Annotated in this window: 22 protein-coding genes; 10 read left to right on the top strand and 12 right to left on the bottom strand. The window is 68.3% G+C overall.

Annotated elements, in window-relative coordinates; all coding sequences use genetic code 11:
* From N4G66_RS39340 to N4G66_RS39320, 5 genes are all read left to right on the top strand, one after another.
* Nucleotides 1–1,514, top strand: a 1,514-nt coding sequence (locus tag N4G66_RS39340; protein WP_261709097.1) for a helix-turn-helix domain-containing protein, incomplete at its 5' end; no start/stop codon positions are given.
* Nucleotides 1,511–2,083 (top strand): helix-turn-helix domain-containing protein, encoded by a 573-nt coding sequence (locus N4G66_RS39335; RefSeq protein ID WP_261709096.1) that lies wholly within the window; start codon nucleotides 1,511–1,513, stop codon nucleotides 2,081–2,083. The genes N4G66_RS39340 and N4G66_RS39335, both read left to right, overlap by 4 nt.
* Nucleotides 2,084–2,275: 192 nt before the next feature.
* A complete protein-coding gene (locus tag N4G66_RS39330; protein WP_261709095.1) occupies nucleotides 2,276–2,989 on the top strand; it encodes a ParA family protein in 714 nt (237 codons plus the stop codon).
* Between the two features lie 652 nt (nucleotides 2,990–3,641).
* Nucleotides 3,642–3,839 carry a hypothetical protein gene (locus tag N4G66_RS39325; RefSeq protein WP_261709094.1) on the top strand — a complete coding sequence of 66 codons (198 nt, stop codon included), beginning with the start codon at nucleotides 3,642–3,644 and terminating at the stop codon, nucleotides 3,837–3,839.
* Nucleotides 3,840–3,986: 147 nt separating this feature from the next.
* Nucleotides 3,987–4,298 (top strand): hypothetical protein, encoded by a 312-nt coding sequence (locus tag N4G66_RS39320; RefSeq protein ID WP_261709093.1) that lies wholly within the window; start codon nucleotides 3,987–3,989, stop codon nucleotides 4,296–4,298.
* Nucleotides 4,299–4,410: 112 nt separating this feature from the next.
* Here the strand turns inward: N4G66_RS39320 and N4G66_RS39315 are convergent, their stop codons facing one another.
* Nucleotides 4,411–4,839 carry an ANTAR domain-containing protein gene (locus tag N4G66_RS39315; RefSeq protein ID WP_261709099.1) on the bottom strand — a complete coding sequence of 143 codons (429 nt, stop codon included), beginning with the start codon at nucleotides 4,837–4,839 and terminating at the stop codon, nucleotides 4,411–4,413.
* A complete protein-coding gene (locus N4G66_RS46105; protein WP_391858963.1) occupies nucleotides 4,836–5,150 on the bottom strand; it encodes a sigma factor-like helix-turn-helix DNA-binding protein in 315 nt (104 codons plus the stop codon). The genes N4G66_RS39315 and N4G66_RS46105 overlap by 4 nt, the downstream gene beginning before the upstream one ends.
* A 1,274-nt stretch (nucleotides 5,151–6,424) precedes the next feature.
* On the opposite strand from N4G66_RS46105, the gene N4G66_RS39305 reads away from it, so the two are divergent.
* Nucleotides 6,425–7,468, top strand: coding sequence for a YihY/virulence factor BrkB family protein (locus N4G66_RS39305; protein ID WP_261709092.1), 1,044 nt, complete (start codon nucleotides 6,425–6,427; stop codon nucleotides 7,466–7,468).
* 651 nt (nucleotides 7,469–8,119) lie between these two features.
* Here the strand turns inward: N4G66_RS39305 and N4G66_RS39300 are convergent.
* Nucleotides 8,120–10,111: an amino acid transporter gene (locus tag N4G66_RS39300; protein WP_261709091.1), complete on the bottom strand. Its 1,992-nt coding sequence runs from the start codon at nucleotides 10,109–10,111 to the stop codon at nucleotides 8,120–8,122.
* A 487-nt stretch (nucleotides 10,112–10,598) separates the two neighbouring features.
* On the opposite strand from N4G66_RS39300, the gene N4G66_RS46100 reads away from it, so the two are divergent.
* Nucleotides 10,599–10,826: a DUF6300 family protein gene (locus tag N4G66_RS46100; RefSeq protein ID WP_391858964.1), complete on the top strand. Its 228-nt coding sequence runs from the start codon at nucleotides 10,599–10,601 to the stop codon at nucleotides 10,824–10,826.
* On the opposite strand, the gene N4G66_RS39295 is transcribed toward N4G66_RS46100, so the two are convergent.
* From N4G66_RS39295 to N4G66_RS39255, 9 genes are all read right to left on the bottom strand, one after another.
* Entirely contained in the window at nucleotides 10,811–11,065 is a 255-nt protein-coding gene (locus N4G66_RS39295; RefSeq protein WP_261709090.1) for a DUF6479 family protein, read from the bottom strand. The two genes, N4G66_RS46100 and N4G66_RS39295, sit on opposite strands and share 16 nt — an antisense overlap.
* 62 nt (nucleotides 11,066–11,127) lie before the next feature.
* Nucleotides 11,128–11,694, bottom strand: coding sequence for a DJ-1/PfpI/YhbO family deglycase/protease (locus N4G66_RS39290; RefSeq protein WP_261709089.1), 567 nt, complete (start codon nucleotides 11,692–11,694; stop codon nucleotides 11,128–11,130).
* A gap of 210 nt (nucleotides 11,695–11,904) precedes the next feature.
* Nucleotides 11,905–12,465 carry a DNA starvation/stationary phase protection protein Dps gene (gene dps / locus N4G66_RS39285; RefSeq protein WP_261709088.1) on the bottom strand — a complete coding sequence of 187 codons (561 nt, stop codon included), beginning with the start codon at nucleotides 12,463–12,465 and terminating at the stop codon, nucleotides 11,905–11,907.
* 246 nt (nucleotides 12,466–12,711) lie between these two features.
* The gene (locus N4G66_RS39280) at nucleotides 12,712–13,278 is read right to left on the bottom strand and encodes a glycosyltransferase (protein ID WP_261709087.1); all 567 of its coding nucleotides are present in this window, start codon (nucleotides 13,276–13,278) and stop codon (nucleotides 12,712–12,714) included.
* Complete coding sequence (locus N4G66_RS39275) at nucleotides 13,275–13,463, bottom strand: glycosyltransferase (RefSeq protein ID WP_261709086.1); 189 nt, start codon at nucleotides 13,461–13,463, stop codon at nucleotides 13,275–13,277. The genes N4G66_RS39280 and N4G66_RS39275 overlap by 4 nt, the downstream gene beginning before the upstream one ends.
* The gene (locus N4G66_RS39270; protein WP_261709085.1) at nucleotides 13,460–14,074 is read right to left on the bottom strand and encodes a nodulation S family protein; all 615 of its coding nucleotides are present in this window, start codon (nucleotides 14,072–14,074) and stop codon (nucleotides 13,460–13,462) included. Before N4G66_RS39270 ends, N4G66_RS39275 begins: the two co-directional genes overlap by 4 nt.
* A complete protein-coding gene (locus N4G66_RS39265; protein ID WP_261709084.1) occupies nucleotides 14,071–14,844 on the bottom strand; it encodes a PIG-L deacetylase family protein in 774 nt (257 codons plus the stop codon). Before N4G66_RS39265 ends, N4G66_RS39270 begins: the two co-directional genes overlap by 4 nt.
* Nucleotides 14,841–15,821 (bottom strand): acyl-CoA dehydrogenase family protein, encoded by a 981-nt coding sequence (locus tag N4G66_RS39260; RefSeq protein WP_261709083.1) that lies wholly within the window; start codon nucleotides 15,819–15,821, stop codon nucleotides 14,841–14,843. The genes N4G66_RS39265 and N4G66_RS39260 overlap by 4 nt, the downstream gene beginning before the upstream one ends.
* 368 nt (nucleotides 15,822–16,189) lie before the next feature.
* Nucleotides 16,190–16,546, bottom strand: coding sequence for a hypothetical protein (locus N4G66_RS39255; protein ID WP_261709082.1), 357 nt, complete (start codon nucleotides 16,544–16,546; stop codon nucleotides 16,190–16,192).
* 571 nt (nucleotides 16,547–17,117) lie between these two features.
* On the opposite strand from N4G66_RS39255, the gene N4G66_RS39250 reads away from it, so the two are divergent.
* The 3 genes from N4G66_RS39250 to N4G66_RS39240 are packed head-to-tail and all read left to right on the top strand — an operon-like array spanning nucleotide 17,118 to nucleotide 18,209.
* The gene (locus tag N4G66_RS39250) at nucleotides 17,118–17,489 is read left to right on the top strand and encodes a phage holin family protein (RefSeq protein WP_261709098.1); all 372 of its coding nucleotides are present in this window, start codon (nucleotides 17,118–17,120) and stop codon (nucleotides 17,487–17,489) included.
* The gene (locus tag N4G66_RS39245; protein ID WP_261709081.1) at nucleotides 17,486–17,938 is read left to right on the top strand and encodes a DUF3618 domain-containing protein; all 453 of its coding nucleotides are present in this window, start codon (nucleotides 17,486–17,488) and stop codon (nucleotides 17,936–17,938) included. The genes N4G66_RS39250 and N4G66_RS39245 overlap by 4 nt, the downstream gene beginning before the upstream one ends.
* 4 nt (nucleotides 17,939–17,942) lie before the next feature.
* Nucleotides 17,943–18,209 (top strand): DUF4235 domain-containing protein, encoded by a 267-nt coding sequence (locus N4G66_RS39240; protein WP_261709080.1) that lies wholly within the window; start codon nucleotides 17,943–17,945, stop codon nucleotides 18,207–18,209.
* The last annotated feature ends 488 nt before the right edge of the window (nucleotides 18,210–18,697 follow it).

Raw genomic sequence — 18,697 nt, 5'->3', positions numbered from 1 at the left:
ACCCCACCGTGTCAGACAGCACCCACCAGCCACTCCCCCAACGACAGCTCACCCACCTCCGCGGTCCCCTGGGCCTTTCCCGACTGTCCTCGGCTGCGGCCGATCTGATCCTGCTCGGCGACCTCACCGGCCGCTACGCGAGCGGCAGTTACACCAGGCTCGACTCCAGCGGCCGGGCCGTTGTCCTGCGCGCCGATCGCCAGGGCGCAGCCGAACACGGGCACCGGATCACCGCGGCCATCGCCTGCCACGTAGCCCGCGCCGGCGGCACCGGCGACCAGCTGACCCAACTGCTGCTGCACCCTGAGCACGAGGGCGGACGGCACGCCCGGCACATCGCCTTGCGCTCCGGGCAGTCGCGCGCTCTGGACTACATCCGCCGGGTCTGGGACAGCGCCTCTGAAGCGGTCAGCACCACCAGGGCGTTGGAGTCGCGACACGACGCGTACGAAATTCTCGCCGCGCTACGCGACCGCATCGAGACCACGCCCTGGCGCGGGGAGCGGGGACGGACCGCGCTGCGGGTGCTGCGGGCACACCTGAACTTCGCCGAGATCGCGGGCGGTCCGCTGCATCACGCCAGTGAGCGGCAGACCGCGGAGCAAGCCGGGATCTCCCGGACGACGCTGCGCGTCGTCTACGAGACGGTCCTCAAACCGGGGGGCTGGCTGCGCCGGCTGCGGGTGGGCCACGGCCGGGAGGGCTCGACCTGGTACCTCGACAACGGCAGCACCCCCAGTCACGGAGCCCCCACTTCGCTGTCTCGTTTCCGGACCACTCAGTCCCCCCCCGACCCGGCACTTGAGGAGTGGACCACCCCTGAGACGGCCACGACGGCCGACATCGACTCCACCGTCCTCGGCCGTCTGATGGGCCACGACGCCTTCGCCCACCACGGCCTCGGCAGCGCCGCCCTCATGATCATCAGCGCTCTGCACCAGCGACCCGATCAGACAGTTGGTGAGCTCGTCGGTACGTCCTCGGTCTCCCGCGCGACCACCTACCGGACCCTGCGACGCCTCGCCGAGCACGGTCTCGTGCACCACACCGGGGAGACCTGGGCTCTCGCGCCCCGGGCTCTGGAGGGCCTCGGTAACAGCCTTCCCGAGGCTGATACCTGCCCGGCCCTGGAGCCAGCACACGGCTGGGACACCGTGGCAGAGCAATACGGCACCACGGGTCTCGCCACCCAGCGCAAGGCCCTGCACGCGGCCCAACGCGCGGCGTACCGGGAGGCGTTGAACCGGCTTGCAGAGCACCGCAGCAGAGCCGTGGTGATCGTCCGCGACGGCCGCCAGGTCCTGGTCCCCACGCCACGCCCCGACGAAGTCTCGTCCGCGTGGCACACCTCCTACGGGCACGTCCTCGATCCGGTCACCGGCCGCGCCACTCCCGACTGGCGGATCGCCACCGATGGACGGCTGATCCTCATCACCCCTGCCGACCAGCGCAGTTACGACGAGCTGGCCGCTGCCCATGCCGAAGCCCTCAGCGAATGGGAGTCCGCAGCATGAACCCAACCCCTCCAACCCCGGCCAGTCACAGCGATGAGGTCACCGCCCAAGCGCTTCGCGAGCAGTACGAGTCCGGCGCCACGGTCGACGAACTCGTCGCCGCCAGCGGCCTGTCGTACGGCACCGTCCTCAACCGGCTGCACGACGCCGGAACCGCGATGCGCACCTCCTGGCAAACCCGTCGGCTGCGCAAGGACCCCCAAATGCGCCAACGTCTCGCGACCCATCTTCGTGCGCTGTACGACGAGCACGGCGCGACTCTCGCCGAACTCGCAGCAACTGCGGGAGAGACGAGGCGTGGTGCCCGAAGTCTGCTGATCGAGGCCGGCGGCACCGTGCGCACCACGCAGCAGACGCTGCGGATGCGCTCGGCAGCGCAGGCCGCTGAGCGGCAGGCGCTCGCGCTGTCCCTGCGGGCGCAGTACGAAGCCGGGGCCACGGTCCCGAAACTCGCCCAGGAGTGCAACTACTCCGCCGGCACGGTCTACCGGCTCTTGCACCAGGCGGGCACCCGCATGCGGGCCCAGCACCGCCACGGTCCCGCTGGCCAGGCGAGGAAGCGGTCATGAGTGCCCCAACCCGCAATGGCGTCTTCGGCAGTGCCGGTCGGATCGTCACCCCGCCCTTCCGCCATCCGGGCTGCAGTTGCGCAGCGAGGGCACCCCCTCATCCGCATGCAGCCATGCCCCATCAGGTGTCGACGTCGTCGACAACCCGCGCAGAGACAACGCACCTTCCAGTTTTCAGGAGATCAAGCACACGTGAACGAGAACACCCGTCACAAGAACCTGGCCGTGGCCACAGAGCATGTCTGGGACGCGTTCGTCATCGTCGTCGGCATGCTCAAGGGCGGCACCGGCAAGACCACCTCCGCCTGGTTCATCGCCCTCTACTACGCCGTCGTCCTCGGACTGCCCACCCTGCTGCTGGACGCGGACGCCACCAGCCAGTCCGCCTACGACTGGTTCAAAGTCGCCAAGGCCGCAGGCTTCGAGATCCCGGCCAACCTGGTGGTCGAGCGGTACCCGTTCGACGACATCGCCGAGTACATCCGAGAGAAGCGCGCCGAGTTCGGTGCGATCGTGGTCGACGCCGGCGGCGGCAGCGCGAAGCTGTTCCACGAGGCTGTCACCGAGGCGAACCTGCTGCTCGTGCCCGTCGCCCCCACCAAGATCGAGCGCCGCAAGCTGGTGGCCACCTTCGACGAGGCCGAACGCGCCGCCGCCCGCAACCAGCGCAACGTCACCGCCCACGTGGTGATGGTCAAGGCCGACGACCGCACCAGCCTGCCCAGCCGAGCGAAGGACAAGCTCCTGGAGCCCAGTGAGAGCGAGGGCATCGGCCCGGACCGGGACGAGCCGTTTCCGCTCGCCGAGACCGTCATCCACTCGTGGGTGCACTACATGGAGGCCTTCGGCGAGATCCCGACCGAGCTGAGTGAGTACGCCGAGCTGATGAAGGAGCTGACGGCATGACCGAACGTATGAAGCCTCCCGCCCGCCGAGCAGGTGGTCGCACCCTGGGCGGAGCCAAGAAGTCGGCCCCGCCGCCCCCTCCGCCGACCGCCGAGCTCACGCCCGAGCAGTTCGCTGCTGAAGAGGCCGCCGACCAGGGCGAAGGCAGTCCCGCTGCCAGCGCGCCGCAGGTTCAGCCCGATCCTGCCACGGTTCCCGTCGCAGGATCGGCACAAGACCGGACCGAAACGGTGCCCGAGGTGGTGCAGGGTTCCGTCCCGCCGCCCGTTGAGGTCGTGCCCAGCGGCGGCGTGCAGGAGCCGGCCGTCAGTCAGCCGGCTCGCCCGGCCGTCGTCGCCTCCGAGGCGGGTATGGAAGCCGCTGGGGTGCCGATGGAGCGGCAGGTGCCGCCTATGGTCCCGGCTCCCGAGTCCGCGGCACCTGCGGTCCAGTCCCCGCCGCTGGCCGAACCCGTTTCGCAGCACGGGCCGTCCCCATCACGTCCGCGGCCTCGGCTGCCGAGGTGGCAATTCGCCCGGCAGCTCAGCCGGCCGCAGGCGGTACAGCGTTCCCGGTCAGGACCGATGTTCCGGGGGCTTACCACGAACAGGACGTGCGATCGCCGACGGCGCCCGGCGAGGGGACACCGTGGGCCCACGGTCCCGGCCGTCCCATGGAGATTCCCGAGACGGCCGTCGTTCTCAACCAGCGCATCATCGCGCGCGAGAGCCTCGACTCGTCAGTCCCCGCTGCGCTGAAGCTGAAGAAGCGGATCAAGCGCTTCGCGCTGGACAACGAACTCGATCACCTGCCCATGGGCGACATCGTCTCCGTCGCGCTGGACGAGTGGCTCACCGCCCGCGGCTTCTGACGGCCCGGCACCGCAACCCCACGTAAGGCAAGAGGTGGCCGGGAACGCGAGAGCACGTTCCCGGCCGCCCCCTGCCGACTATTTCAATAGGCCAATAGTCGACTAGGCGGATCACCATTCGACTAGTCGAACCGACAGGAGCAACCAGTGCCCGACCACTCCCACCAAGTCCGCCTGCTACGGAACCTGGCCGACGCCCTCGAAGCCCAGTCCGACTCCGCGGACGACCCCTTCGTCCCCCACCCCAACACCCAGATCATCCTCAACACCCGCCACACCAGCCGGAGCCAGCTGAACTACGCCGTCCCCGAAGCCCTCCAGCTCCAGCACCGCATCCGCCGCTACAACGCCGACACCGGTATCCAGCACGGCGACATCGTCGCTCTCGCCGTGGACGCCTTCCTGCGCGCCAAGGGCTACCCACCCGAACTCACCAGTCCAAACGCCGAAACGACCTGATCAGTCGGCTAGACCAACTCTTCTTACAGGCTGAGTGACGAAACGACAGGGTTTGCTTGGGGCCGAGCGATGCATCCGCGACCAAACCCGTGCCGACGACGGCTACGAGCCGTCAGCGACGGGTGCGGTGCTGTTGCCGGATGGCTTCCTCCAGGGCAATACGGATACCGAGGTTGAGTTCGCTGGTGTGTGCCCAGGCGGTGAGGAGTTCGGCGATGCGGTACAGAGTGACGTTGGTGCGCTGGGAAACTTCTGTCAGGACGGTCCGGGCTTGATCCGCTCGCAGGCGCCCGAGCGCCATGACGACACCCGTAGCCTGATCGATGACTGCGTGGACGGCCCACGCGTGCCGCGGCCGACCCGCTTGCTTCTGTACCGCCGCCGCCTCATCGGCAGCTGCAGAATCCTCGGCGCCCCAAGTCGCGGTAGCGGCCAGCGAGCGATCGGTATCACCAGGGTGAGGCCGCTGTCGGTCCTGGCTTGGGGCCAGCGGCTCACTCGCCAACGGTCGCCCCCGTTTCGGTCTAGGTCGCTGGGTCACTGTTCCAGCGCCTCTTTTGCGTGCACGAGCGCAACTGCGCGTGATGAGCCGGGACACTTGCTATGCGAGATACCGAATCGGTCAGTTATGCGGCTCTGCGTCATGCCCTCGAAGAGGCGCAGGTAGAAAGTGGCCCGCTCCCGGTCGGGTAGTTGCCGCGGCTTCGTGGCCGGCTCGCGGTCGACGACGTCGAACGAGGAGGCGGGCCTGCCCAGGGTGTCGCCGATGCGGTACCCGTCGTCGCCTACGGTCAGTTCGACGTCCAGCGAGAGAGTGTCGTAGCTCTCCAACGCCTCCAAACCCGCCGTCACTTCTTCCTCCGTGAGCCGGTGCGGGCGGGTGCGGTGTCGGGGTGCTCAGTGAGCTTGCAGCATGCGACACGTGCTTGGTGGCGCAGCTCTTCTATCCGGCGGGGCACCCGAACAGCCCACGTCCGGTCCCGGGAGTGCCGCTTCACCCCTCCGCTGACAGTCGGGATCGCACAACTTTCCGAAGGCACCCTGATGGGGGCTGGGTCGATGGACTTGACCAGGCCGAGCACAGCTACCTGCCCGAGTTCGTCGACATCCTCGCCGCGGTCGCGGAAGCGGCTGGCGATCCGGTGCGCCATGGGCAGCCGCCTACACAACAGCTCAGAGCGCACCGCCTCACGCTCGAGTCCCTCGCCCAGGTCCATAGCCGCGCGAAGAGCGCGGCAGCACCGACCGGGCTGGTTTGGGAATGACGCCTCGAAACGATCGGGGCCTCGCCAGACGCGGGGTGGGTGGGACTTTGTCGGCGATATCGGCGGGCCGTCATGTCGGACACCATGCTAAATCACCCTTGAACGGTTTGCTCAGGTTCGTGCCGGTACCACTTCGGAACCGGCACGAACGGATGGCCGGAGGTTCGCCGCGCGGTCACGCCTGGCCCGCCGAGGAAAGTCGCAACAAGCGCTCCACAGCCTGCGTCTCCGATCCGACGCACGAACCCCCGAGTACCCCCGGCTCTCACCTGCAAACACCGCAAAGGTGTGCCGTCTGTCCGTCGTCGACGACTGGTCGCCCTCCCCGACCCGAGCCGACGACCTCACCACCCCGAGCAGCAGGCCCTGGCCACTCATTACTCCAGCAAGGTCTCATTTCGACTCTCACCGAAACGGTCTGCAGTGATCGTGGTGGGCAGTGTGGGTTGGCGCGGGTGGGGTGGTCTGTAGAAGGCCATTGCTGTCGACTGCGTGCGGTAGTGAGATGGCATGGATGCGGCGTTGCAGGCGGCGCCTGAACGGATGACGCTGGTCAACCAGAGCACAGCAGCGCTCACTCCCCCTGATATCGATCCATCAGGCGGACAGTGCCGGACATCGACATCCTCGGGCGGAGCGAGCGCATCGATGCAGCCGGGCTGACCGCTGCCCGGCAGTCCGCAGGTTCCCCACAGATCCGATACGGGGGGGCAGCGTTCTGTCCCAGCACGCGTTCTCTCCTACCTGCCCGATCCTGCTGCCACCTTCGCCCAGTGTCTACTGCGATGACCTGGGGGTGGCCTCTGCTTTTGGCGCTTCGGATCGTCGTTCAACGCCATGAGCTGGGGTACTCGGCAGGACATGGCGAAATCAGGATGGAAAGAACAAAAAGATGTCGATGTGCCGACACCTGAGGAGGCCGGACCCGGACCCGAGGTGGAGGAGCGAGCGCCGGACACGCCGACGCAGCTGCCCCGGCGGGCGTGGGGCAAGGTGCTCACCGGGAGCCTGCGGGAGTTCAAGAAGGACGAGCTGACCGACCGGGCGGCGGCACTGACGTACTACGGCGTGCTCTCCTTGTTCCCCGCCCTGCTGGTCCTGGTCTCCCTGCTGGGCATCACCGGAAAGTCGACCACGGACAAGGTCCTGGACAATCTCAAGCAGCTCACCCCCGGCTCGGCCCGCGACATCATCACCCGCGCCGTGGAGCAGTTGCAGGGCAACGCAGGCCTAGGCTCCATCGTCGCGATCGTCGCTCTGGTGGTGGCGGTGTGGTCGGCCTCCGGCTATGTCGCGGCGTTCATCCGTGCCGCGAACGCCATCTACGACATGCCGGAGGGACGTCCGGTGTGGAAGATCCTGCCGGTGCGTGTCGGTGTGACGGTCGTACTGATGGTTTTGGCCGTGGTCAGTGCGCTGATCGTGGTCTTCACCGGTGGCGTGGCCCGCCAGGTGGGCACGGCGCTGGGGGTCGGGGACACCGCGCTGACGGTGTGGTCGATCGCCAAGTGGCCGGTCCTGGTCGCGCTGGTCACGGTGATGATCGCGATCCTGTACTGGGCGAGCCCGAACGCGAAGGTGAAGGGCTTCAAGTGGATCACTCCGGGCAGTTTCCTGGCCCTGGTGATCTGGATGATCGCCTCCGCCGGATTCGCGTTCTACGTGGCCAACTTCGCCTCGTACAACAAGACCTACGGCACGATGGCCGGCGTCGTCGTCTTCCTGGTGTGGCTGTGGATCAGCAACCTGGCCATCCTCCTCGGCCTGGAGTTCGACGCCGAGGCGGTACGCCAGCGGGCCATCGCCGGCGGCATGCCGCCCGAGACCGAGCCCTACACCCAGCCGCGCGACACCCGGACATGGGACGAGGAAGACCTGCGCCGCCTCGACGAAGGCGAAGAATGACTGTTGGATGCTGGGCGATGCGTATCGAATCATCTGGGATATCCGCATCTCATGAGCGCTCCATGATCGCCGAACTCGACGAACGCGAGCGGCGCATCATCCCCATGCGCTTCATCGACGAACTTGCCCAGGCCCAGATCGGCGAACCTCGGCGCCTCCCGACTGTGCATCTCCCGCCTGCTCAACCGCACCGTCACCAAACTGCGCGAAGGCATGCTCACCTCCAACAAACCACACCCGCCCACAGCGAACCGGCGGCGTTCGCCACCCCTCGCACGTTGGCGAACAGCGCCGGTTCTACAGCATCGAGACGGTGGCCGTCGGCTGGCTCTGCCGGACGGCGGGTGGGTCAGCGGCGGCAGCCCACGTCGGAGGCGCAGTAGGCAGGCGACGCGAACTGGTTCTCCATCCGTGTGGAGTTGGCCTTACGGCCGAAAGAACTGCCGACCAGTCGCGCACGCGCCCGAGGACAGCGACGCCGTGGGCTCATCCCCTGTATCGGCTTCGATCACGCTGCCCTGGTAGCCGAGCACATGCCCTCCTGGCACCGTGATCTGCAGGCCCACTCACAAGGAACAGCGGGCTGAGGCTCTCCGGCGCGAGAGCGGGAACCGGTCTGGCCAGCTCGAATCACGAAGTACGGCCCCGAGCTCATCCGCCGACGTGGATGCCTGGGCGGCGGTCAGGGTCGGGTTCGTTGCTGCGGATGATTTCACGGGTGACTGGGGCGGTGTCGCCGCGGCCCAGGAGGAAGTAGCGGAACATGTGCCGCAAGGGACTTCCTTCGGCCCACGCGAAGTAGCAGTGCGGCTGGACACCGGTGGCGTTGCGCAGAGCGAGCAGGATCGCCGCAATCGCGTTCGGAGCGGCCGGGGCCTCGGCCCGCAGGACGCGGTAGCCGTCCACCTCGACCCCGTGAACGGAGAGGGTTTCGCTGAAGTCGGACGGATCGACCACATCGATTTCCAGGAACAGCACGTCGGCCGGGCCGGGCACCGGATTGGTACCGCGCTGCTCCCGCTCCTTGTGGGCGTACTCGGCGCTGTCGCCGGACTGTCGCCGGTTGGCGATGATGTTGATGGCGTTGTCGTGTGCGAGCGTGTCGGTGATGAACCGGCGGGCTTCGTCGTCGAACACGATCCGGTCGGCGCGCAGTTCAGTGGTGCGTGAGACCCGGGAGATCAGCGACACCGCGATGATGCCGGCGATGAACATGCCCGAGATGGCGATGCCGTCGGGCTTGTCGACGATGTTGGCCATCAGCGCGTAGAACAAGACGGCGGTGAGGAGCGCGAATCCTGTACCGGCGAAGCGTCGGCGACTGCGGACGACCGAAACCGTGACGGCGAACGCTCCGGAGACCATCATGGCCAGGATGCCGGTGGCGTAGGCGCCGGCCTGGGCGTTGACATCGGCACCGAACGCGATGGTGATGATGACGCAGAGAGCGGTGTAGACGATCACGACGGGGCGTACCGCGCGTCCCCATTCCGGGGCCATGCCGTAGTCGGGCAGATATCTGGGCACGATGTTGATCAGCCCTGCCATCGCGGACGCGCCCGCGAACCACAGGATCAGTATGGTGCTGATGTCGTAGGCGGTGCCGAACACTTCGCCGACCTTCTCGTGCGCCAGCCAGGCCAGCGCCCGGCCGTTCGCCTCGCCGCCGGACTCGAACTCCTTGTGCGGGATGAGGACCGTGGTCACGAAACTCGCGGCCATCAGGTAGACGCTCATGACGAGCGCGGCGGTGGTCAACAGCCGCCGGGTGTTGCGGATCCGTGCCTGCTTCTGCTCCTCGAGATCGCTGCCTTCCGCGGAGATGAGAGGCATCATGCTCACACCCGTCTCGAAACCGGAAAGGCCCAGCACCAGCAGGGGAAACGCGAGGAGTGCGGGCCCTGCCAGATCTCCGAGACCGCCTCCGCCGTCGCCGAGGGCGTCCGTCCAGGCCGAGAACGCGCCCGGCGTGGTGAAGACGTCCACCAGACCGACGCCGATGACAGCCGCGTTCAGCACCAGGAAGGCCGCGACCAGGGGGATGGCCACCTTGACCGCTTCGCTGAACCCGAGCAGGAACACCCCACCGAGCACCAGCAGCAGCGCCACGGTGAGGGCAACCTCGTGGCCGTGCAGCGCATGCGGGAAGTAGGGGTTCTCCACTACATGCACGGAAGCGTCCGCCGTCGACAGCGTGATCGTGATGATCCACGACGTGGCGACAAATCCGAGCAGGACCAGGACGAACAGCTTGCCCCGCCAGAACGGGAGCAGATCCTCCAGCATCGCCACTGACCCCGCTCCGTTGGGACTCTCATGAGTCACCCGCCGGTACATCGGCAGCATCCCCACCAAGGTCAGCGCCACGATCAACAGCGTCGCCAGGGGCGAGACCGCTCCTGCCGCGAGGGCGGCGATCGCCGGGACGTAGGCCAGGCTGGAGAAGTAGTCGACCCCGGTCAGGCACATCACCTTCCACCAGGCGTGCTGCTCGGCGGGTCCCTCGCCTGCCGCTGGTCCGACCGGTTGCACCCGGTGATGCAGCAGCCATAGCGCAAAGCGTCCGGTCGGCTGGGCCCGTAGAGCCGGACTTTCCACCTCTGCCGGTATGACCGGTTCGTTCGCGACCTTCATGTCCCCCATCAGTCCCTCCAGTTCGTGCCCTCGGTGCACCCGTCCCAGTTCACGGCACGGACAGGCGAGCAACGAGTATGCGGCCCACCGGAGGTGTCACGACCACCGGGGCGGCGTTGCTGGCCGTGGTGATGGCGCCCTTGTTCCCCGTACCCAGGCGCCTACCCGCCCGGTCGGGTTGTACCAGCGCCGGTGGAAACAGCGTGATGGCCGAAGGGTTGGGCGCAGGGAGACCCGTCAACGATGGTTGGCGGGTGATCGCCGGCAGGGGGCGCAGTCCGTCAAGGGCACCGAGACCGTCTCCAAGGCCAGTCACGGCTTCGGCACGCGGAAGAAGGATCAACGGACTCAACAGAAACAGAGCAAGTAGGCTACCCGCCGAACTCACAAGGACCCCGTCCACTTGAACCGGCCAGCCTTCGCGCTTCTTCGTGGGCGACCAGGAGCTGCGACTCTGCTCACGCTGCGTCGGTGACCGCCTCCTCGCCACGGCGAAATACTGAAGAAGGACACTGGCGGGCTGCCGATCCTGCCGGAGCTGTGCAGGGATTGCGACGCGGACAAGCCCGCGGCCGCCGCACTCATCCGCTTCTTCACCGCCGACGTAGCCGCGACCTCAGCAGCTCCGAGAAGGCGCCCAGCTCCTCATGGGGTGGACGAAGGAAGGCATGGCCGCGCACGGCACGGCCGGTACTGGGCAGAAGATGGTCAGCGGCGGGGGTGACCCTGCTCGGGGTCGTCGTCGGGAGTGCTCCATCCTTCGCCGCGCTGTGCGGGGTCAGCCAAGTTTCGGCGGGCCTGTTCGACCCCGGGCGCGGAGGTGGACACCTTGCGCTGGGCGGCGCGCCGACCTCCGACGACGAACGCTGCGATGAGGACGGCGACCACAGCGACGCCCGCCGCCGTTAGCCAAAGAACGCCGACGGAGGAAACGGCCAGCATGGTTTGCGCTTCGTCGATCATGAGTGCCGTGTACCCCGAATCAGCGTAAATCACCCTATGACGACACTTCAACGCCCCTGCCCTCAGGAACCGACCAGGGCTTTGTTGACGGCGCCAAGGAAGTCGTCGAGATCCTTCGGCGTCCGGGATGTGACCAGGGTGTAGCCGTTGGCACTGTCGCTCACGACAGCTTCGTCAACCCAGGCCTTGGCACCTGCGTTGCGGGCGTCGGTACGCACTGAGGGATAGGAGGTCAGCGTCTTGCCGTTCAAGACGTCGGCTTCCACCAGTGCCCAGGGTCCGTGGCAGATCGCAGCGATCGGGCGACCCGACGCCGCAAACGCCCTGATCGTCTCGAGAACCTTGGGCTGCAGGCGGAGTTGGTCGGCGTTGATGGTGCCGCCAGGGATCAGCAGCAGCTGGTGTGCGCCGGGATCGAGTGTCTCGAGCGTGGTGGTGGGCTCCACCGTCTCGCCGGGGTCCCGGTCGCCCACCAGTGTCTGGATGGGGTCTGGGGTCACGGCCGCGATGGTGACGTCCGCGCCGTCCTCCCGTAGTCGGCGGACCGGTACCAGCAACTCGTCCTGCTCGACTCCGTAGTTGGTGACGAGTACCAACACCCGGTGACCGTTGAGCGGCTTGTCGGACATGATCGTGCGCCTTTCCCTTGTCCCGAAGTCCGCGTGGCGTGGCTCAGTTGTCGCGCGCCACATCGCTCATGGCGTCCTGACGCTCCTGGAACCCGGCCTGCGCCTGTATGGGTGTCCGCGGAGCGCGATCGCGCGTGGGGAGGCGCTCGTGCGAGGGCCGTGACGAGCTGATCCGGTCGCTACCCATCCACACCGCCCCTGCTGTCGATGTCACCGGTCAATGGCCTGCTTGGCGGCTTGCTTCTCGGTGGTGGCGCCGGCCGTGGCGAGGGCCCCGCCCGCGGTCTCCAAGTGCGCCCGTACGAACCACTGGAACTGCTCCAGGTCACGCAGTTGCTCGATCAGCAGGTCCTCGGTGGCCGGGTCGGTCTCCCCCACTGTCTTGATCGCGGCGCGCAGATCTTCGATCACTCCGGTGTACACGAGGTCGAGCGCGCCAAGATGGGCGATGGCGTCGGCACGGCCCACGCTGTAGTCCTTCCAGGAGCGCTCTTCGACCAGCGCGCCCGGAGTGCCGTGGGCGACGCCCCCCAGGGCAGCCAGACGCTCGGCGACGTCATCGGCCATGTCGCGGACACGGTCGACCTGCGGGTCGAGCATTTCGTGCACGGAGATGAAGTGCGGGCCCACCACATTCCAGTGCACATGCTTGAGCGTCAGGTGGAGATCATTGAGGGCGTGCAGGCGCTGCTGAAGCACCTCGATGAGCGAGCCGGCGTCCTGCACCGTGAGGCCCGGGACGGTGTAGCGGGGGGCGGCTTGGGAAGCCATAGCTATCTCTCCTGATCTCGCCTGATCTCATATGGTTTGCCCCCTCCTGGTACCCGTGATGGGAGGACACAACCACCGCAGTCCCTCCGAGCCAGCCAGCGGAACGTGCGTGAGCCTGCCGGTTCTCAGCGCGGCTCTATCGCCGGGAGCGCCATCTGAAGGCCGTATCACCTCATCAGCCCGCTTCGGGAGGACACACTGGCCGCCGCCGGCCTCACCGAACCGCGCGTCTCCTGATACCCGGCGTCAAGCCAGTCGCACGAGGTCCAGTGGTGTGGGACCGCTGTGACGGGCGGACACAGTGCGGCAGGCGAGGAGGTCCGCAAGGTCACCGGGGGCCCGCCCGCGCAGGCGGGCGGCGGTCCGCACGGGGTGCTGGTCGGTGCGGGCGATGCGATGGCCCGCCGCGGACAGCCGCACTGCGAGGTCACGGTCTTCGCCGGTGGGCAGGGGGGCGAAGCCGCCCACCCGCAGGTAGGCCGCAGCGGACACACCCAGGTTCGCCCCGTGAACGTGCGGGTGCTCCCACTCCCTCTGTGCACCGCTGAGCCGACGGGCGCGGAAGTAGCCAGCGTCGTGCCGGGCCACGAGGAGGGCGTTGGCCGCGGTCGGTGCGAGGCGGATGGTGCCCAGGACGGCGTCGTAGCCTCGCCGCGCCCAGGTGGCCTGGTGGGTGAGCCATGCTGCGGGCACGGTGGTGTCGGCATCCGTCATGGCCAGCCACACATCCGGGCCCGCGTCTGCCAGCAGCTCCAGCGCGTGCTCGATGCCCGCAGCCCGCGCAGCTCCGACACTGCGGCTACGGGTCTTCACGACGTGGGCTCCCCGCGGGTTGCCAGAGTCGCTGTGGCGTCCGTGCAGGCGTCCGCTGCCACCACGATCACGACGGGCGTCGGCGCCGCTTGCGCGGCGGCCGCATGCAGACTCCGCAGACAGGCAGCGATACGGTGTTCTTCGTTGTGCGCGGGGACGACGACGGCCACAGCTGAGGGCGTCACGCGAGACCCTCCGCGCGGGCAGGAGAGAGCACCGGGCCCGGACGTGTGCTGTGTTCGTGGACGGTGAGGGTGAAGTCGGGATCGTCGTAGCGGGCCAGTCGGCTCAGGCCCGTCAGGGTGTCGAGGTGGTCGGCGACGTCGCGGCCCGTGCAGGTGTGCTCGGCCACCGGGTGGTTCCAGTGCACCGTGACCAGATGGCCGGCCTCCCTTAAACTCTCCACGCTCTGGTGGAGCAGCCGTGTACGGGTGCTGGTGTCGAAGTAGTAGAGGAGTTCCGACAGCACGACCAGGTCGAACGAGTCCTCAGGCCACTGGTCGGGCACCCTCATCCGTCGCACCGCGACATGGTCCAAGCCGGTGGTGCGCCGAGCCGTGGCTTCGACGGCCGACGCGACGCGGTCGGCGGAGAGCAGGTGGTCGCATCGGGCGGCAAGGAGTTCGGTCAACACGCCTATCGAGCAGCCGGGCTCGAAGGCCTGCAGGTAGCGGGGGCGGGGCAGAGCCGCGACGGTCAGGGTGTACTTGCGGCGGTCGTACCACCGCTCTCCGAGGTGCCAGGGGTCGGCGGCGTGGGCGTACTGGCTGTCGAAGTAGCTTGCGGGGGTGTTCACCGGATCACCGTCTCGAAGGTGCGGGTGTGGTGGGCGATCTCCTGCGCCGGCAGCACCGGCGCGGTGCCGAAGCCGCGTGGCTCCAGTTGGCTGGTGAACCGTGCCAGGGCTGCCTTCTTGCGGTCGATCGCGGCTTCAGACAGAGGGAGAACAGAGGCCCGGTGCCATGGCACGCGGGGGTCGCTTGGTCGGGCCCAGTGCCACATCCACACCGGGTAGGACCACACCGGCGTGGAGCGGTTGCGGCCGGCGCGCTTGGCGGCTCGACCGGCGGCCTCATGGTCGCTGTGCAGGTCGCCCTCCCACGGCGCCATGCACACGGCGGCCCCGACGGTATCGAGAAGTTCGCCGATCACGGCTTGCGCGTGGTGCTCGTGTTCATTGAGGGCCGTATCGGGCAGACCGGCATGCACGGGGGCAGGCAGATCGCCGAGCTCGCCCAGCGCTGCGGTCAGTTCGGTGCGGCGCCGGGCAGCCAGCTGCGCCTGGGCCAACGGCGTCGCGGAACCGTGGGAGGCTTCCCCGTCGCTCAAGCACACCGTGTGGACCGCCGCACCGGCATGGAGAAGGGCGGCGATGGTGCCGCCGAATCCCAAGACCTCGTCGTCGGGGTGGGCAGCCACCACGACGACGGGACCTGTCGGGAGGACCAGGTGTGGCAGGTGGTCTGGCAGTAGCGCCTGCTGCCACTCGGCCTCGTCGGTGCCCTGCGCGTCAATCGCTGCGGCGGCGGCCTGCCTCGCAGCGCCAGCGGTCTGTGGCGTGCTCATCGTGCCGCCTCTGCCGGGCCCGTGGTCGCCAGGCGGCCGAGTTCGGCCAGATTCGCCTCGGCATGGTGCTGGCGCACGTAGACCGTCAAATCTGCCACGGCGCGGGCGTGCCGTTCGTCGTGACACAACGGCCCGGCACCCGTGGCACGCCCTACATGCTCCACGACCTCGGTGCACACCTTGTCGGCCAGGGCCCGCACGCGCAGGCTGCGCACCCGTGCTTCCTCGCGTTCGTCGAGGGGGTCGGCGTCGATGTCCTGGCCCGCTTGGTGCAGCACGGCGTCGGCCGTGTGCAACAGAAGGTCGACCGCTCCGAGGTGAGCTGCTGCGTGCTCGTTCAACCGCCCTGCCACAGCTCGCTCGTACAGCGGCGCAGCAACGGCGTGGGCGCCGCCGAGCCAGCATGCCGCCACGCCGATTCCCCCGTGCTGGAAACCGGGCCGCGTCAAATAGCCCTCCACCCCACCGACGGCTCGCGCAGGCACGTCCGTGAACGACATGTCCAGGCTGTCGCTGCCGGCCATACCGATCGCCGGCCACGTCCCCTCCACCGGCGCCGCGCCCGGGTGCTCGAGTGCGACGGCGAACATACGGTAGCCGTCATCGGCGTCTGCGGTGACCAGCGCATGGGTACAGGTGCGGGCACCGGAGCAGTAGGGCTTGACGCCGGTGACCCTCCATCCCTGGTCCGTGCGTGTCGCGTGCACGCCAGGGCCCGGTGGGCGTGCGGCCCAGACTCCCCACCGCTCCCCTGCAGCGGGCAGGGGATGGTCCAGTTCGTGCAGGATAGCCGCAGCGTCCAGGTGCCCCTCGGCGAGCCGCGCCAGGGACAGGTCTTGCCGTCCCAGAGCGGTGAGGGCAGCAAGACGGCGCGCCGTCGACCGGCCCGGCAGCGGCACGCCAGGGGCGTCGCGCTTGACGAAGTCGGCGAACAGGTCCGCAGTACGCCGCTCCGGGGTAAGGAGGTGGTCAGTCACACGGACCTCCTGCATACATCGTCGTCGAGGGCGCCAGCAGGCGTCTGAGTATCCGCAGGCTCATCCTCAAAGCACGCAACACGGCTGATTCAGCAACTGCGGCGTACAGCTCGGACCTGGCTGCGCAGGCCCTTACCCGGCGATTGGCACCACATCGCTGTGGCGCCGGTGTCGCTCACGTCACCGGTGATGGTTCCTTCGCCTCGGACGCGCCCGGGTTCGACGTCAATGGCGAACGCTCTAAGAGTGCCTCGGTGGTCCGCTACCTGCGACCTCGTGGCTACCTCGCCAGTCAGGCTTGGGTGCCAGTCGGTATCGCGCAGTCGAACATGCGATGCCGCCCGACCTGTCGATTCCCGCAACTCTTGTCACGGCCCGTTGGAACTCTGACGGTGCTCGTTCTCGCGCAGCCCGTGGGTGTGGCCGCCGATGTCGGTGACGCGGTCCGCGAGGTCGGGATGAGCCGGGCGCGGGTGAGGACCTGCCTCGGACAGGGGGCCATGAAGCTGGGCCGGGTCGCTGTGCCCGAGTGCGGCGCGGATAGCCGCGAGTGCGTTCGTAGCAGTGCTGGGAAGATCCGGCAGGGCGGTAATGGTCCCGGCGAGCTGGCGCAGCGTGGCGGCGTGGTTGTAGGCCCAGGACGTTAGGGAACGGTCCGCGGCGCACTGGTCGCGGGTGGCCTGTACCCGCTGTTCCTTGGTGGTGCCGACTTCACCGGGGCGCACGCGCAGGTAGCGGCGCTCTGCCGCTGCGCTGCGGCGGCTGATGGACGCGCTCGGCGAACGGCGCGGACAAAGGTCCGCAGCTCCGGATCGGGAGCACTCGCAGTCGCGGAGTGGGGCTCCAACGGTGTGTGCAAGCAGTTGGTCGACCAGCCCCGCCCGTCCAAGAAGTGGATTGAGCACGATGAGGCCGAGGACCGGCCCGACTCCTCCTCCTTCCCCTCCGGCCACACCCCGGCTGTCGTGGCCTTGACCGCCGCCGTCACCCCACGTTGCCACTGGCCGACGCCCTGATCGGCCTCTCCAGCGCCTGGCTCACCCGCCATTTTTCCGCTGCTGCGGCATCGGCTGTAGCAGCCACGCACCAACCCCGCAGCTCATACCTGTTCGCGGCAGATCGCTTTTCTCCTGAACTCCACGGTTTGGGGTACTCGCCAACTCATCCGACGGCCGGGGCACCGCGGCGCGACCCGACTGACAGGAACGAAACAGAACAGGAGGTGATCGCGTGTCGAGTACCCAACCGCACGGCATCGGGCCGGGCCGAGATACGCACGACGTGGGACACGAGCCGGTGGGCGAGCTGGTGCAGCAGGCCTCGCAGCAGCTGACCGAGCTGGTGCGCGGCGAGATGAAGCTGGCGCAGGCGGAGATGAGGGAAAAGGGCAAGCGCTACGGCAAGAGCGGGTCGCTGTTCGGCGGTGCCTCACTGGTCGGCTTCCTGACGCTCCAGGCACTGGTGGCCAGCGTGATCGCAGCGATGGCGCTGCTGCTGCCGGTGTGGGCCGCGGCCCTGATCGTCACCGCCGCTCTCGGTGTGATCGCTGCGGTCCTGGCCCTCAGCGGCAAGAAGCAGGCCGGTAAGGCCGCCCCACCGACACCCCAGAGCACGATTGAGAACGTCAAGGCCGACGTGGCCGAGATCAAGAGGAGCGCACACCGATGACCCACACGCCCGCCGACCCGCAGAGCGCCCCCATCCCCGAACAGCTCCGCGAGCAGGTCGAGCAGACCCGCCATGAGCTCGGGCAGACCGTCCAGGCCCTCGCGGACAAGACCGACGTCAAAACCCGTGCCCAGCAGAAAGCCGCCGAGCTGAAGGAGCAGGCCGCCGTCAAGGCCGAGGAGCTCAAGACCCAGGCCTCGAAGGCCACCTCCCAGGTCCAGGACAAGCTGCCCGACTCGGTCAAGGACAAAGCCGCCCAGACGGCGGGGCAGGTCCGCGCCACGGCAGCTCGGGCCGGACGGGTGTGGCAGGAGAAGGCGCCCGCACCCCTGCGGCAGAAGGCGGCACAGTCCGCGCAGCTGGCGCGGGACAACCGAACCGTGCTGCTGGTCGCTGCTGCCGCGGGCGTCACCGTGCTGTGGCTGGCCGGCCGCCGCAAGAAGGGCTGAGCAGATGAAAGCCTCGAAGATCGCCTACAAACCGGTCGGGCTCGCCTTGGGCGCTGTCAGCGGCCTGATCGCCGGGGCCGCTTTCAAACAGGCATGGAAGGTACTCGGTCACGACAAAGACGCCCCCGACGCCACCGACGAGGACCGCACGTGGAGCGAGGTTCTCCTGGCGGCGACGCTCCAGGGCGCCATCTTCGCTGCGGTCAAGGCCGCCGTCGACCGCGCCGGCGCCGCCACTACGCGCAGCCTGACCGGAACCTGGCCCGGCTGACAAACAGCGTGGGGGCCGGCAGGACGCGGAGTCCGGCCCCCACGCCAGCACTGCAACCCAAGCAAGACCGACGCCATCTTCCGGACCGGCAACAGAGTGGCCTGCCAGCGGACCGACATCGAGGCCCGTCACGTTGCCGAACCCGGTGCCGATGATCTCTGTTCCGACCGACATCGGCCGGGATCTGGACCAGCTGCTCCAGCAGTACGCCCCGTCCCCGCAAACCGGCACGGCATGGAGGACCGGCGGGGCCGCTATGTCACGTTTTGCGCACACGTGACGGGACACTCGGCGCTTGTGCTGTCCGCGCATGCGGCGCTCAGTCCGCATCGCGAGGAGAGCCACCACACAACGTGCAACGACGAGAGGTCCCGCAATGGCGAAGACATCGAGGCAGCCTGCAGATGAAGCAGGACCACGCAAATCCGAGGGAGAGCGTCAGCTGCGCTGGGGCCCGTCCGTGGACGACGAGTCACAGCAACCGAACC

The organism is Streptomyces rhizosphaerihabitans (assembly GCF_025399795.1).
Classification (GTDB): Bacteria; Actinomycetota; Actinomycetes; order Streptomycetales; family Streptomycetaceae; genus Streptomyces; species Streptomyces rhizosphaerihabitans.
This window is presented reverse-complemented; position numbering and strand designations above follow the sequence as displayed.